Raw genomic sequence first — 14,036 nt, forward strand, 5'->3', positions numbered from 1 at the left:
TTAAAGCGGTACGCGAGCTGGGTTCAGAACGTCGTGAGACAGTTCGGTCCCTATCCGGCGTGGGCGCAGGATATTTGAGAGGAGCTGACCTTAGTACGAGAGGACCGGGTTGGACGAACCACTGGTGCATCGGTTGTCATACCAATGGCATGGCCGAGTAGCCAAGTTTGGAAGGGATAAACGCTGAAGGCATCTAAGCGTGAAGCCCCCCTCAAGATAAGATATCCCATAGCATAAGCTAGTAAGACCCCTGAAAGACGATCAGGTAGATAGGACAGAGGTGGAAGTGTGGTAACACATGTAGCTGACTGTTACTAATAGGTCGAGGGCTTGACCTAAAAAGGTTATACAGTTGAATGAGGCAACTCTTAGGACGAAGTCAAGAGAGTATGAACTCAATGGATGAACATTTTCTTGTGTAGGATTTAGTCAATTATATATGTAAAAGTAGAAGCTCAAAACAGAAATGTTTTGAGTTTTTTGTTATATAAATAATTCATAATAACCATAATGAAAAACTCAGATAGCATAGGATGATTAACATCACAAATATTGAGAGATTACGGTTGAAGACATTGGAACTGATGTTGAAATATTAAAAGGAAAAGGACAATTAACAATTTCGTCGGTATAGCTTTAATTATAAGTTAAGCATATGTGTAAAATTACCAACAGTAATCAATAGAGAGATGAGAAACGATTTCATTGACAGAATATGTTCCCTGTATTATGATATACGTTAATTAATAGAATAGTAATGTATTGCCCTGTTATTATATGAAGCAGGTTTTGAGAAGCCATTTAGATTTTTACTAGCTTTTTATATGATGAATAGATGTGGTACTAAAAAATAGGGAGTCAATTGATAAGTTTGGAGGAATTATGAGATTGATTTTAGTGGAAGGGTTACCGGCATCCGGTAAGTCAACTATAGCCAAGATAGCTGATAAAGTATTAAAGAGAATGGGGATAGAAACCAAATTATATTTGGAAGGCAACTTAGAGCATCCAGCTGATTATGATGGAGTAGCTTATTTTAATAAAGAAGAATTTGAACAACTTTTATATAAATATAGTAGTTTTATAAAGCGAATTGAGAAGTTTGTAGAAACGAAAGAAAGTTGCTATTTAATATCTTATGTAAAGGCTAAAAATAGTATTGAAGATCTAATTCCAGAAGAATTTTTTGAGGAAATTGCAAAAAGGGATATTTATGAAATGCCTTTAGAATTGCATATTAAACTACTAACGGATAAATGGAAAGAATTTGTTAAAGTAGCTAAGAATGAAGATGTTACATATATATTTGATTGTTGTTTTATTCAAAATCCTATTACAACAAGTATGATAAGAAGCAATAGTTCTAAAGAGAAAAGTTTTGATTATATTAAAAAGTTAGCTGAAATAGTGGAAGAGTGTAACCCAATAATTATATATGTAAATCAGAGAGATATAGAAGCTAGCTTTATGAAAGTTATTGATGAAAGACCTAAGGAGTGGCTCTCATTTTTCATTAATTATTCTACGACTCAAGGATATGGAAAAGCAAATAATTTAAGTGGATTAAAAGGAACATTTGAAGTACTTAAGGCAAGGAAAGAATTAGAAAGAGAAATACTTGGACAATTAGCAATAGATAAGTATATTATTGATAATTCGCAATATAGCATTGAGGGAACTACGAAAGAAATTAGCGATGTTCTAAAGTGCTATTATGACACAAAAGACTGTTAGAGACTTGCTTTTAGGGTGGTGGGGCAACATCTCAAAAATACATCTAGTGCAAGGGTGCAGAGATAAAGAGGAGATTGTTTATGTCAGTAAGAGAAATTTTGTTGTTAGGAAATGAAACCTTATATAGACCTAGCAAAGAGGTTAGTAAAGATGAAATATTAGATGTCAATCGTGTAGCGGAGGACTTACATGATACATTAATGGATTTTAGAAAAAGATATGGCTATGGGAGGGCAATTGCAGCTCCTCAAATTAATGAATTACTTAGGATAATCTATATGAACTTCGATAGAAACTCTATTGTCCTTATTAATCCCAAAATAGAGTTTATTGATGATGAAAAGTTTGAACTATGGGATGATTGTATGAGTTTTCCTGGTCTCGAGGTAAAACTATTGAGACATAAGAAGTGCAAAGTATTATATAAAAATCAGGAGTGGGTCGATTGTATTTTAGAATTGGAAGGCGATTTAGCGGAATTAATTCAACATGAATATGACCACTTGGATGGAATATTGGCTGTTCAGCGAGCAATTGATAACAAATCATTTAGAATTAGAATAATCAAAAGGTAAGGGATACTATCATTACCCTTTTTTGTGGACTGTGGTTTCCTGATTGAGCTTAAAGCATATGCTTTGAGCTTTTTTAATGCAATTATAATTTTGTCTTAATCAGTATATGGTATCATATAATCAATTAATAATACAAAGCAATAACACGAACATGTACGTAATATCAGGTAAAGTATGAGTATAAATGAGATTCTTTAATGTACAAGTTTGATTTACAACATTATAAGGTTGTATTGTATCATGCAAGAAAATAAAACCGCAGGGTGGGGATAAGTTGAATCTTAAAAAGATAGTAACAACACTTATATTTATCAATGTATTGCAATTCATAATAGGTCTCTTGATATGGATAACGACAGCAGATCAGATGAGTATATATATTTATCTTTCAGTTGGATTAATGTTGATGAGTAGTTTAATCACCGTACTCGGCTTATATATGGCCGGTAAATTCAAGGACGCCAGCATGAGAGAAAGTATTCAGAACCTAGAAGATCTTAATACGAAACTAAGAGCACAAAGGCACGATTATCTGAATCATTTTCAAATTATTTATGGATTAATGGAACTTAAGGAATATGATGAGGCAAAAAAATATATAGAGCCCGTATTCAAGGACCTTATGAAGGTAAGTAAAGCGTTGAAGACTGCTCAACCTGCTGTTAATGCATTGTTACAGGCTAAAATTGAAGCAGCTGAGAAGAAAAATATTAACCTATTTTTAGAAATACGTACAGATTTAAAGAGCATACCAATAGAACCGTGGAATTTATGCAAGGTTCTTGCAAATATTATGGACAATAGTATGACTGCTGTTTCTGAAAATAAGGAGGAAAAGAATATATACATAGAAATTGGTGAAAATCAGGTTAATTATACATTCCTAATTTATAATAATGGGCCTATCATTCCTGCTGATCAGCTTAGTAATATATTCAAACAGGGATTTACAACGAAGAAGGAACAAGGTCATGGAATGGGACTATACATAGTTTCTAAAATCATCCGTGAAGCGGGTGGAACGATTGAAGTAAATTCAGATCAAGTTAAAACAAGCTTTCTTATAATATTGCCAAAAGATTTATAAAGTAGAGATGTAACTTAATGTAATTTAAAACTGAATATGTGACATTTGAATTTGATAAATGTATATCTTAGGGAATATGTATTTTATAATTTCTACTGTGGGTGTAGAGTTAAGGTAAACATACGCATGAAAGGAGGAGGATCTGATGTTTGGTCAACTTGATGCAACATTTATAATAGCTGTTATACTTCTAATAGCTGGTTTTATATTGGTAGGTATAGAGATGGTGGTTCCCGGGTTTTCATTTCCGGGAATATCGGGCATTATCTGCTTGATTATTGGAATCTTTTTGGTCTCAGATACATTCGTAGAAGGGGCTGTTATGACAATTGTCGTGCTGGCTATTCTAGGTCTAATGCTGGCAATTATAGTGGGTTTACTTTCAAAGGGCAAAATAAAATCACCCATCATATTAAAAGAAGATCAGAAGAAGGATAAGGGATTTATCAGTAGTAGCGACTTGAATTATCTGCTTGGAAAAGAAGGATTTGCTACCTCTGATTTGAGACCATCAGGATCAGGAAATTTTGATGGAATTGAACTCGATGTAATTTCTGAAGGAAAATATATTACGAAAGGTACCCAACTTATAATCCATAAAGTTCAGGGATCCAAGTTAATTGTAAAAGTTCGAGAGCAATAAAGTAAATTTACAAATTCATAAAATATATTAGAAAGAGGGTAAAGGATATGACAGGATCAACAATAGGGCTTATAGTTTTAATAGGTATTATCGGTTTATTAATCGTTTTATTTTTTAGTTTTGTACCGGTGGGATTATGGATCTCATCCTTAGCAGCGAATGTAAGGGTAAGCATTTTTAACTTAATTGGTATGCGCCTACGGCGTGTTATACCATCAAGAGTTGTACTGCCCTTAATAAAAGCGACAAAAGCGGGACTTAATTTAAGCGTAAATCAATTAGAAGCACATTATCTTGCGGGAGGTAATATTGATGGTGTGGTTAATGCGTTAATTGCTTCAGAACGAGCAGGGATTGAGCTTCCATTTGAAAAGGCTGCAGCAATTGATCTGGCAGGTAGAGATGTACTGGATGCAGTGAAAATGAGTGTAAATCCAAGAGTCATTGAAACTCCTATGGTATCTGCTGTGGCGAAGGATGGTATTGAACTATTGGTGAAAGCAAGAGTAACGGTAAGAGCAAATCTTGAACGCTTAGTAGGAGGAGCAGGTGAGTCTACAGTACTTGCAAGAATTGGTGAAGGTATTGTCACAACAGTTGGATCTGCAGAACATAAAGCAGTTTTAGAAAATCCGGATGATATTTCAAAAACCGTATTAAGTAAGGGATTAGATTCCGGAACAGCGTTCGAAATCCTTTCAATTGATGTTGCAGATATTGATGTAGGAAGAAATATCGGTGCACAATTACAAAGTATTCAAGCCGAAGCTGATAAAAACATAGCGCAGGCAAAAGCCGAAGAACGAAGAGCTATGGCAGTAGCGAGGGAACAGGAAATGCGTGCATATGTAGTAGAGGCAGAAGCAGAGATACCAAAAGCAATGGCCTACGCATTAAAGGAAGGCAAATTGGGTGTTATGGATTATTTTGATATGCAGAACATCAAGGCTGATACATTGATGAGAGAAAGGATATCTGAAAAAGGTAAAACTTCAATTATAGAGGATAAAAAGAACAAACAATAATAATGCCGGGGGTGAAAGACGATGAGTAAAACATCTGAAAAGCCGGATATGAAATTTAGTCCAAATAAAGGCAAGAACTCAAAAAATGATACTTCAACTAGCAAAACAGAGAATAAAACAGTTAAATCTTCTGAGGTTACAGTTGATATTGATATTAATTTGACACGTAAAAAGAGTGATGAATTCTGGGATTTTGAACCAAAAAAATTGCAGGAAGCAATTGTTTGGTCAGAAATATTAGAAAAACCAGTATGCAGACGTAGGAAGAGAAGATATTATGTCAATTAAAGTGGTTTTAATCGATGACGAGAGCGGCATTCGTAAGCTGTTGCGTAAGATAGTAGAGAACAATGAAGGCTTCGAGGTTGTAGGAGAAAGCGACAACCTTACGGATGCTGTTACCTTGTTTAATAAAACAAGGGCAGAAGTGGTATTTCTCGATATTGAACTGGGTAATATTAGTGGGTTGGAACTGGCTAAGATAATTGCAGATCTTGAGCCAAAGACGAAGATTATCTTTGCAACAGCACACTCTGAATACATGCCTGATGCATTTGAAGTTTATGCTTTTGATTATATTGTAAAACCTTTTCATGTGGAACGGGTAAACCACACACTTGACCGTATAAAAGCACTTTCAGATCCAAAGAAAAATGAAGATATGGATAAGATAGTTAGATATGAACGTGGACTTGACAGGCTACTTGTAAAAGGGAAGGAAAGTATGAGTTTTGTGGATATTCAGGAGATTGTTCTTGTTCAAAGAGAAAATAATAGCACGGTCATTTATACAAAGAAAGATACCTTCACTACTTCTGCCAGCTTAGGTGATATAGAAAACAAGTTAAACTCGGAGCAATTTATGCGTAGCCATAAATCCTATCTGATTAATGTATCACAGATTAAGAAAATCGAGCCTTATGGAAGATGGACCTATATCATAACCTTTAAAGATATTCATCAGGATGCTTTAATGACAGCAGAAAAATATGAGGAGATTAAGAAAAGATTCCTATAGTGATAGACTTAAAAGTATGAAAATCTGATAAAAATAAAGGGATGAAGAGTACTCATTTGATGAAGAAAAGAATAAACTGAATTGAAATTCATAAGTCCTCACACAAAAATTAAGTCGAAAAGAAACGATGATATATCAGCTTTTCGGCTTTTTCTATGATTTTTTATGTGACTAGTTATTGTTATTATTAGATTATTATTTGACAGAATATACTAACTATATTATTATGAATGTACATTTTTTAACAATTTAAATATTGGTATAGAACTATTATGGAAAATAAATAAAGAGGTATTGATCAATAGGGAGGATTAAGTGTTGAGAAAGATTATTGTAATACTTATGATTATTGTTTCATTTTCCTTTTGGGGATGTAACAATGACGAAAAAAGTTTAAGCAAGAATTTTGGTGTAACAAACATAGAGACAAACATATCTTTTGAAGATGGTGAGACCAAGATTGAAGCTCTAACCGCTGATGATATTGTTCCAAATGAAGAAGAACTGACAAGAAATTTGAAGGAAGCGAGTTATTCAATCACATCTTATACGGATGTCAGCGGGAGTAAAATACTAACGAGCAGAATTTATGCTGAAAAGGGATCTTCATTTATTGATATATGTTATGGTCTAACAGAGGAAGATTTACAAACGGTATTCGACTATTTCGAGAGTATTTATCCGCAATACTATATTTTAGCCATTAACGGTAATTATGTATACTGCATCGGAGATGAGGACGTCTTTCGTTTGGCTGGTTTTACAAGTATAAGAAACATAGGTACACAATATATTTATGAATAAGGATAAAATAGCAGGGAGAGCATTCTCAGAATATAAATTCTTGTTATTTATTTAGATAAGTAAATCATTAAATAGTGAATAATAAATTAGGAAGGAATTCAACTATGAAGGTTATCACATTACTAGAGAATTCAACAATCTCAAAAGCCTATAAAAACAAACATGGCCTATCCTTATATATAGAAACATCTAAGCATAAGATCTTATTTGACACCGGTCCGGATACTACGTTTTTACATAATGCCAATAAATTGGGTGTAAATTTAGAAGATATAGATATAGCAATTATTTCCCATGGACATTTTGATCATGGTGGCGGACTGGAAGCATTCTTAAACTTAAATCATAAAGCTAATGTTTACCTCGGGAAAGACTCCTTTGATCATCATCTGATAAAACTGTTTGGGTTTATAAAATACAATATTGGATTAAAGAAAGAATTAATCAATAATGAGCGACTTGTATTTGTTGATGGAATTCTGAAAATAGATGATGAATTGACGTTATTCGGGAACATAACAGGTGAAAAACTAATTCCCCCGGGTAATAAAAATCTGCTAAAAGAATATGGTAAAGGTCTTATTAAGAAAGATGATTTTCAGCATGAGATAAATCTGTTGGTGAATGAAAATGATAAGTACACGTTATTCTGCGGATGTGCTCATAAAGGAATTATCAACATTATTGAGCAATCGAAGGAAATTATAAAGAGTGATTTAGATACTGTTATTGGTGGTTTTCATTTAATGGGTTTGACCGATAAGAAAACCAGTAGCATAAACTTCTTAGATGAACTTGCCGATGATCTTAATAAAAGAAATATCAATAAGTACTATACCTGCCATTGCACCGGTGAAAAACCTTCTAAATATCTAGGTACTAAGATGCAGAATTTATTTGAGGTAAAAACAGGAACAAGTCTTGAATTATAGTAACATGGATAGTCAAAAATAAGAATTGAATAGTCATATCTAAAATTCAAGACAAGATTGTTTTGAGTTTTTGTTTTCCATTAACTTATATTATTAACATAATTTAAGGCATATGTAAGTGTTAACGTATTTATTATAATTTTATCTGTTATAATTTGACATAATATACCGGGGATATTATGATTGGTTATATATTTAACAATTATTGGTGGAAGATTTTTAATACTATCAAAAGGCTCTAGCGGATTACTTATTAATGAATTAAGTTTTGGTGTACCAACCATAAGGCAATTGGCTTCAGAAATACAAAACTTCAATCGATATTATATAATAGGACGGTGTACATAATATGCATGAGATATATATAGTAAATTATTGTAATCCAAATTGTTCTCCATTATATAGTATAACAAGACTATCAAAAGCAGAGGCTTTTGCAAAAGCGAAAGAATTAGCAGACAGTCATAGTGGTACAGCGTTTGGCCGATTCGCAGATTTTGAGAATTATTATCCGAGAAGAATTAAAACTGAGGAATGGCTATACAATTGGTTTATAAATCTTGGTGGTGAGCCTGAAACAAAGCATCCATTATATTTTGTACTTCATGGTAGCGACTTTTTAGATCATTGGTTTGGGAAAGGGGAAGTAACTAAAATTCCGCTTGCAGACATAAGTTCAAAACATATCAGTTTTACATTCGGGGATAGTATGGCAAAGTTTGATCAACCAGAAAGAAAAAATCCGTTTCTAAAAGAAACTCTATATGAGTTAATTAATCAATTTAATGGTGATGTTGACCGGTTACTTAATAGTATTATAGAGGAGTATAAATATATTGAAGTTCAGCTTTGGAATGATAAATATTGTCACGTATGAGCTATTAGTTTTGGAGGATATCATATGAAAAAGCGTTTTTCAAAGATCGCTATAGTAAGTGTAAGTACTTTTTTTATTGTATGCTTCTTGATTATTTGGAACAAATGGAACGATACGTTAGTGTTTTCGATTTTCATCGATCGGATAAGTGTTTATGAAACTCCTGATTTTCATCAAAAGGATGGTACCTTAATAAAAGTAGTTGAAGATAATAGATCCATTCAAACAATTGTAAATTCTATTAATAGCGCAGATCAAATGCCTGGAGTCCTTGATGTAGCAATGCCTATGTATCAAATAACGTTAACATACAAGAATAAAAAGGAAGTGGATGTTCTATTGTGGTTAAGCAAGGATGACATAAAAGGAATGTGTATGCTAAAACAGAATAATCATGTAGGTTATATAATTGATGAAGAGAGAACAAAATCTCTTATTAATTTGTTACTCTAATTAGTCGTTCTGAGATTTGCTAGAATGCATACATTGGGTTTAAGTGAGGTGAAAAATGAAAAAAGAAATTATAAAAGAAATAGAAAATGGACATTTATTAAAAAAATATGGAAGTTGGATGTATTGCGATGGATGCAACCAAACAGTAGGGTATCTTTGCTATACAACATATAGTTACTTCAATCTTAAGTATAAATGCAAATGTGGAAATGAAGGATGTTTTAAATTGTGGAATAAAAACAATTTAGAAACTAAAATAAATGGGGATAACTTGATTAAAATTAAAAATAGATTGTGTTGTCCTAGCGACAAATCTCCATTATTTTCAATAGTTGAGAATAGATTAGAGAGATATGAATATCAGGTAATATGTCAGGAATGTAATACGGAATATAAGAGTTCACATTAGGGAGTCACCTTAAGAAGGAAGTAAATAGAATATGGAGGAGTAAGATATGGCGCATATTTTTAAGAAAGATAGTATTACATTTGAGATTAATAAATCAACGATTCCGGAGTTTGTATGGCACTCAAGTCCGAGATTATCTGAGTTAGTTCAATCAAAGCATTTACATTTCGATATTAAGCGACTTGATCCCGGTAAATATTCGTATCCATATCATTTCCATAGGAATGCAGAAGAAATATTTGTGATATTAAAAGGCAAAGGAATGTTACGTACAAATGATAGTTTTGAAGAACTAGTTGCCGGCGATATTGTATTCTTTGAGATTGGACCGACAGGTGCTCATCAGCTATATAATCATACACTAGAAATATGTGAATACTTAGATATACGAACAGAGGCGGGTATAGATGTTTGTGAATATCCTGATTCCGGAAAGGTGAATATTCTTCCCTATAAAGAGATTTATGAGACGAATAGCAGGGTTGAATATTTCAAAGGTGAAGATAAAGTGAAAGATAAATGGCCGGATGATGGAGGTTTATAGATTGGGGATATATGGATAAAGAGGCAAAGCTTATCATACTTCGGGGAAATTCCGGTAGCGGTAAAACAACAACTGCAAAAGAATTACAAAAAAAATTCGGACATGGTACTATGCTTATATCACAGGATATAGTTAGAAGAGAAATGCTATATGTGAAAGATGGTCCTGATACGGAGGCAATTCAGCTGTTATTAGAGCTGTTGAAATACGGAAGTAAAAGTTGTGAAATTATAATTTTGGAAGGTATTTTTAATTCAATATGGTATCAAACTCTATTTGAATATATACAGAAAGAATTTGGTGAACGAATTCATGCATATTATTTTAATGTACCATTTGAAGAAACTTTAAGCCGACACCAACAAAAGCCAAATGCGAATGAATTTGCTGAAAAGGAAATGAGAGAATGGTGGATTGAAAACGATTATTTGGATTTTATTCCTGAAATAACCCTTCATAAAGAATTAAGCTTAAATGAAACAGTTGATTTGATCTTTACGCATATACTGAAATAATGAGTAAGGAGGATACGATATGTCATCCTTTTATAATTAATCGTACGATAGTTGTTATTTATATTAAATCGGAAAGGTGAAATGAAAAATGTTAAATAATGAATTTGATTCAGTTTATAGTAATGTCAAATATATTGAGAAAAATAATGTGGTATTAATTACCTGGAAACAGTTTTGCTGTTATGAAGACTATAGAAAACCAACATCATTCGCATTAGATTTACTTAAGAATCATGCCATGAGTAATTTTATTATTGATGCAAGAAACGGATTCGAAGATGAAAAAGAAGACGTAGATTGGGCATTTACTAAATTGCTTCCTGAGATGTCTAAGACAGATTGTAAGTATGTTATTTTCATTATGAATGAAGTAAATGAAATCGAAGGGGAGATAGACATGTGGACGAAGGAGTTCATGAAGTACTTTACAGTTAAAAAAGTATCCTCTTATGATGAGGCATTGAAAGCTATAAATGAATCAATATATTAAACTAATAACCAATAATGATACTACATAAGGATAATTGCACTAAGTGCGAAAAGTTTAAATAGTATCCTAGAAACAACGAGGCATATATTGTGTGTAATGAGATTTTAAGGAGCTTACATCATGAATCATTTAATCCCTACCAAAACATTAATACCTCCTTTGCGGGAGGGAATAGTAAAACGTAATTGCATATTGGATAAGCTTCATAAGGGTTTAGGAAGAGGCAACAGGCTCACATTGGTAACAGCATTTGCAGGTTCGGGAAAAACAACTTTAATCAGTCAATGGATCAAAGAAATGAATATACCAACTGGATGGGTTTCATTAGATTGTGGTGATAATCATTTATATCGATTCTGGGAATATATAATTGTATCACTTCAAACAATAGACAGCCGGATTGGTTTAAATATACAACCTGCTTTACAGTCCTTTGAGAATCTTTCACCGGAAACAGTTATAAATGCAATAATTCGGGACCTATCAGAAGTAGAACGCCCCATGATTCTTGTTGTGGATGATTATCATGTAATCAACAATAAGGATATTCATACGTCTATGAATTATTTTCTTTCGCATATGCCGTTTCATCTACATCTTGTTATTATATCAAGAGAGAAAGCACCGCTATCCTTATCAAGATTGAGGGCTAATCTAAGTATCACAGATATATTATATGAAGATCTACGGTTTACAAAAGGTGAGACATGCTGCTTAATGAATACTTACCTAAACATCCATCTGGAGAAGGAGGATGTGAAAAGGTTGGAGGAACATACAGAAGGCTGGGTTGCGGGCTTACAGATGGCGGCACTTTCCTTGGAAGCATTAACATCATCTGAGAGGCATGATTTTATAATGGACTTCATAGGGGATGACAGATATGTATTTGATTATATGGCTGAAATAGTTTTAAAAAGGCAAGCACCTAACATACAGGAATTTTATTTGAAGACGTCAATTTTAGATAGATTAAGTGCTTCTTTATGTAATGAAGTTGTAGGGATAAAAAGCAGTCAGACAATCCTTGAGCAATTAGAAAGCTCCAATTTGTTTTTATTTTCTGTGGATAACCGGCGCGAGTGGTATCGTTATCATAACCTATTTACTGAGTTTTTAAGGCGTTTTCTCAAAATGCAAATGTCACAAGAAGAGATACATACACTTTATAAAAAAGCGATGGACTGGAATGAAAAGAACGGATTCTTCCAAGAGGCAATCCATTATGCTTTTGTTTCCGAAGATTATGAATATGCGTCCAAATTAATTGAACGAAATATATGGAGCACTTATTATCGCAGTGAAACCCAACTTGTTTATGGCTGGCTTAAGGCATTACCAATGAGTTATCTAAAGTCAAGTCCTATTCTCTCGGCGGCTTATGCCAATTGTCTATTATTAACAAATAAAGAAACCATAAGCCTGCCGGAGACAAGGAAGCTTATTGAGTTCTGGCTTCAATCTGCGGAAGCAAAGGCTGATAAAATAGGAATAAACGGTTATAAACAAAGAGAGAAAGACCTACTAATTCACTATATAAGAAAGTTAAGGATTTACTATGCCTTATTCCTAGAGTCTGATCCAAATGATGTTATCAAAATGGCGCTATCGGCACTTGAGAAGCTTCCAGAGAATGAACTTATGTTTCGATGTGCCATAACCTATGGACTCGGAAGGGCTTACTATCTGGCAGGAGATACACAAGCAGCAATTAGAACCTTTGAAAGTGTTCGTCAGATTGGAAAAGAAAGCGGTGATTTGTTCAATATTTCTGCTGCAATTGAAAGCTTGGCAGATATTATGTACAACAAAGGAAGTCTTTTGAAAGCCTCAGATATTTGTATTGAGGGAATCACATATCTCACCGAACTATCCGGTGGACGTATCGTACCTTATTCCGGAACCATATATATAACATGGGGTAAAATACGAATGGAGATGGGTGATTTAGAAGAAGCTATAGAGGCAATAAAAAAAGGTATTGAATTATTGAATTTAACCAGTGCTAAAATGCAACAACAATTGGGGTTGATACATTTAGCTTATATATATCAGGCACTTGGGAAAACGAAACAGGCCTTTAGAGTTCTGAATGAGGCTATCTGTATCAAAACACAGGAGAGTGATGAGGTGACTGCCCATAAGACCCGCATTTGTCTCCTATCTGCAGATTATAATATGACTCTTATAAATGAGGCAGAACAATGGCTAAAAGAGCAAAGATTAATTTTTAAAGACAATAGAAAATCTTTTCGACCCAATATGATCCATGATACTGCAATTAGGGTGATGATTGATAAATACAGGCTAAAGCTCATTAGGCCTGAATATGATTGGAGTATTCTTTTATCCTATCTGGATCGGCAGCAGATTTATGCATCAGACGCCGGTTGGGTTCAATGGGAAATTGAAATTCTGCTTCTAAAAACAAGACTGTTCTATGTGCAGGGTAATAACGATAAGGCCTTACAATGTCTAAAAACTGCTTTGGTAATAGGTGAAAAAACCGGTTGCCACGGAGTATTTATTAAGGAAGGGCAGCAGATGGTTCAATGGCTTAGAAACGCACTTAAGCATAAAGTAGTACCGCAATTCGTTCAGCAGTTGATGGAAAACTTTAGTTGTTTATTACAGATAGATTATGAAAAATTGATTAATCAAAGTCTTAAAGGGGTTTTACAAGAACCGTTAAGTAAGCGTGAATTAGAAGTATTAAAATTAGTTGCAAGTGGATATACCAATCATGAGATTTCTAAAAAGCTGGTTATATCCATCTCTACCGTTAAAACACATGTTTATCATATTTTTGAAAAGTTTGGGGTAAAAAACCGTACGCAGGCAATAGCCATGGCAAGGGATCTTGAATTAATAAAATAAAAATGTTTGAAATATACGATATTAAGAATCCATTGATTCATACTTTAGTATGA

General features: G+C 33.5%; 16 protein-coding genes and 1 rRNA gene. All 17 read left to right on the forward strand.

Annotated elements, in window-relative coordinates; all coding sequences use genetic code 11:
• Window positions 1-338: ribosomal RNA gene (locus I5677_RS01835) — 23S ribosomal RNA — on the forward strand; the annotation flags it as partial.
• A gap of 544 nt (window positions 339-882) precedes the next feature.
• A complete protein-coding gene (locus I5677_RS01840; protein ID WP_197659869.1) occupies window positions 883-1,734 on the forward strand; it encodes a P-loop NTPase family protein in 852 nt (283 codons plus the stop codon).
• Between the two features lie 80 nt (window positions 1,735-1,814).
• Window positions 1,815-2,309, forward strand: coding sequence for a peptide deformylase (locus I5677_RS01845; RefSeq protein WP_197659870.1), 495 nt, complete (start codon window positions 1,815-1,817; stop codon window positions 2,307-2,309).
• A 274-nt stretch (window positions 2,310-2,583) separates the two neighbouring features.
• Entirely contained in the window at window positions 2,584-3,396 is an 813-nt protein-coding gene (locus I5677_RS01850) for a sensor histidine kinase (RefSeq protein ID WP_197659871.1), read from the forward strand.
• A 145-nt stretch (window positions 3,397-3,541) separates the two neighbouring features.
• A complete protein-coding gene (locus tag I5677_RS01855) occupies window positions 3,542-4,039 on the forward strand; it encodes an NfeD family protein (RefSeq protein WP_197659872.1) in 498 nt (165 codons plus the stop codon).
• A 47-nt stretch (window positions 4,040-4,086) separates the two neighbouring features.
• Complete coding sequence (gene floA / locus I5677_RS01860; RefSeq protein ID WP_197659873.1) at window positions 4,087-5,064, forward strand: flotillin-like protein FloA; 978 nt, start codon at window positions 4,087-4,089, stop codon at window positions 5,062-5,064.
• 21 nt (window positions 5,065-5,085) lie between these two features.
• Window positions 5,086-5,352: a hypothetical protein gene (locus I5677_RS01865; protein ID WP_197659874.1), complete on the forward strand. Its 267-nt coding sequence runs from the start codon at window positions 5,086-5,088 to the stop codon at window positions 5,350-5,352.
• The gene (locus I5677_RS01870) at window positions 5,342-6,082 is read left to right on the forward strand and encodes a LytR/AlgR family response regulator transcription factor (protein WP_197659875.1); all 741 of its coding nucleotides are present in this window, start codon (window positions 5,342-5,344) and stop codon (window positions 6,080-6,082) included. Before I5677_RS01865 ends, I5677_RS01870 begins: the two co-directional genes overlap by 11 nt.
• A gap of 318 nt (window positions 6,083-6,400) precedes the next feature.
• Window positions 6,401-6,886, forward strand: a complete 486-nt coding sequence (locus tag I5677_RS01875) for a hypothetical protein (protein ID WP_197659876.1) — start codon at window positions 6,401-6,403, stop codon at window positions 6,884-6,886.
• Between the two features lie 104 nt (window positions 6,887-6,990).
• Complete coding sequence (locus I5677_RS01880; protein WP_197659877.1) at window positions 6,991-7,818, forward strand: MBL fold metallo-hydrolase; 828 nt, start codon at window positions 6,991-6,993, stop codon at window positions 7,816-7,818.
• A gap of 349 nt (window positions 7,819-8,167) precedes the next feature.
• Entirely contained in the window at window positions 8,168-8,695 is a 528-nt protein-coding gene (locus I5677_RS01885) for a hypothetical protein (RefSeq protein WP_197659878.1), read from the forward strand.
• Window positions 8,696-8,719: 24 nt separating this feature from the next.
• Window positions 8,720-9,148, forward strand: a complete 429-nt coding sequence (locus I5677_RS01890) for a hypothetical protein (protein WP_197659879.1) — start codon at window positions 8,720-8,722, stop codon at window positions 9,146-9,148.
• Between the two features lie 55 nt (window positions 9,149-9,203).
• Window positions 9,204-9,557, forward strand: a complete 354-nt coding sequence (locus I5677_RS01895; RefSeq protein WP_197659880.1) for a hypothetical protein — start codon at window positions 9,204-9,206, stop codon at window positions 9,555-9,557.
• Window positions 9,558-9,603: 46 nt separating this feature from the next.
• Window positions 9,604-10,101 (forward strand): cupin domain-containing protein, encoded by a 498-nt coding sequence (locus I5677_RS01900; protein ID WP_197659881.1) that lies wholly within the window; start codon window positions 9,604-9,606, stop codon window positions 10,099-10,101.
• 11 nt (window positions 10,102-10,112) lie between these two features.
• Window positions 10,113-10,616: a kinase gene (locus tag I5677_RS01905; RefSeq protein WP_197659882.1), complete on the forward strand. Its 504-nt coding sequence runs from the start codon at window positions 10,113-10,115 to the stop codon at window positions 10,614-10,616.
• Between the two features lie 88 nt (window positions 10,617-10,704).
• The gene (locus I5677_RS01910; RefSeq protein WP_197659883.1) at window positions 10,705-11,106 is read left to right on the forward strand and encodes a hypothetical protein; all 402 of its coding nucleotides are present in this window, start codon (window positions 10,705-10,707) and stop codon (window positions 11,104-11,106) included.
• A gap of 120 nt (window positions 11,107-11,226) precedes the next feature.
• On the forward strand, window positions 11,227-13,983 hold the full coding sequence (locus I5677_RS01915) for a LuxR C-terminal-related transcriptional regulator (protein WP_197659884.1): 2,757 nt from the start codon (window positions 11,227-11,229) through the stop codon (window positions 13,981-13,983).
• Window positions 13,984-14,036: the final 53 nt, after the last annotated feature.

Origin of the sequence: Mobilitalea sibirica (assembly GCF_015999265.1) — a bacterium.
Lineage (GTDB): Bacteria > Bacillota > Clostridia > Lachnospirales > Lachnospiraceae > Mobilitalea > Mobilitalea sibirica.

What these genes read in the sequence shown, in the direction of transcription:
- I5677_RS01840 (WP_197659869.1), top strand. Translation starts at nt 883, where the DNA reads ATGAGATTGATTTTAGTGGAAGGGTTACCGGCATCCGGTAAGTCAACT.
- I5677_RS01845 (WP_197659870.1), top strand. Translation starts at nt 1,815, where the DNA reads ATGTCAGTAAGAGAAATTTTGTTGTTAGGAAATGAAACCTTATATAGA.
- I5677_RS01855 (WP_197659872.1), top strand. Translation starts at nt 3,542, where the DNA reads ATGTTTGGTCAACTTGATGCAACATTTATAATAGCTGTTATACTTCTA.
- floA (WP_197659873.1), top strand. Translation starts at nt 4,087, where the DNA reads ATGACAGGATCAACAATAGGGCTTATAGTTTTAATAGGTATTATCGGT.
- I5677_RS01865 (WP_197659874.1), top strand. Translation starts at nt 5,086, where the DNA reads ATGAGTAAAACATCTGAAAAGCCGGATATGAAATTTAGTCCAAATAAA.
- I5677_RS01870 (WP_197659875.1), top strand. Translation starts at nt 5,342, where the DNA reads ATGTCAATTAAAGTGGTTTTAATCGATGACGAGAGCGGCATTCGTAAG.
- I5677_RS01880 (WP_197659877.1), top strand. Translation starts at nt 6,991, where the DNA reads ATGAAGGTTATCACATTACTAGAGAATTCAACAATCTCAAAAGCCTAT.
- I5677_RS01885 (WP_197659878.1), top strand. Translation starts at nt 8,168, where the DNA reads ATGCATGAGATATATATAGTAAATTATTGTAATCCAAATTGTTCTCCA.
- I5677_RS01890 (WP_197659879.1), top strand. Translation starts at nt 8,720, where the DNA reads ATGAAAAAGCGTTTTTCAAAGATCGCTATAGTAAGTGTAAGTACTTTT.
- I5677_RS01895 (WP_197659880.1), top strand. Translation starts at nt 9,204, where the DNA reads ATGAAAAAAGAAATTATAAAAGAAATAGAAAATGGACATTTATTAAAA.
- I5677_RS01900 (WP_197659881.1), top strand. Translation starts at nt 9,604, where the DNA reads ATGGCGCATATTTTTAAGAAAGATAGTATTACATTTGAGATTAATAAA.
- I5677_RS01905 (WP_197659882.1), top strand. Translation starts at nt 10,113, where the DNA reads ATGGATAAAGAGGCAAAGCTTATCATACTTCGGGGAAATTCCGGTAGC.
- I5677_RS01910 (WP_197659883.1), top strand. Translation starts at nt 10,705, where the DNA reads ATGTTAAATAATGAATTTGATTCAGTTTATAGTAATGTCAAATATATT.
- I5677_RS01915 (WP_197659884.1), top strand. Translation starts at nt 11,227, where the DNA reads ATGAATCATTTAATCCCTACCAAAACATTAATACCTCCTTTGCGGGAG.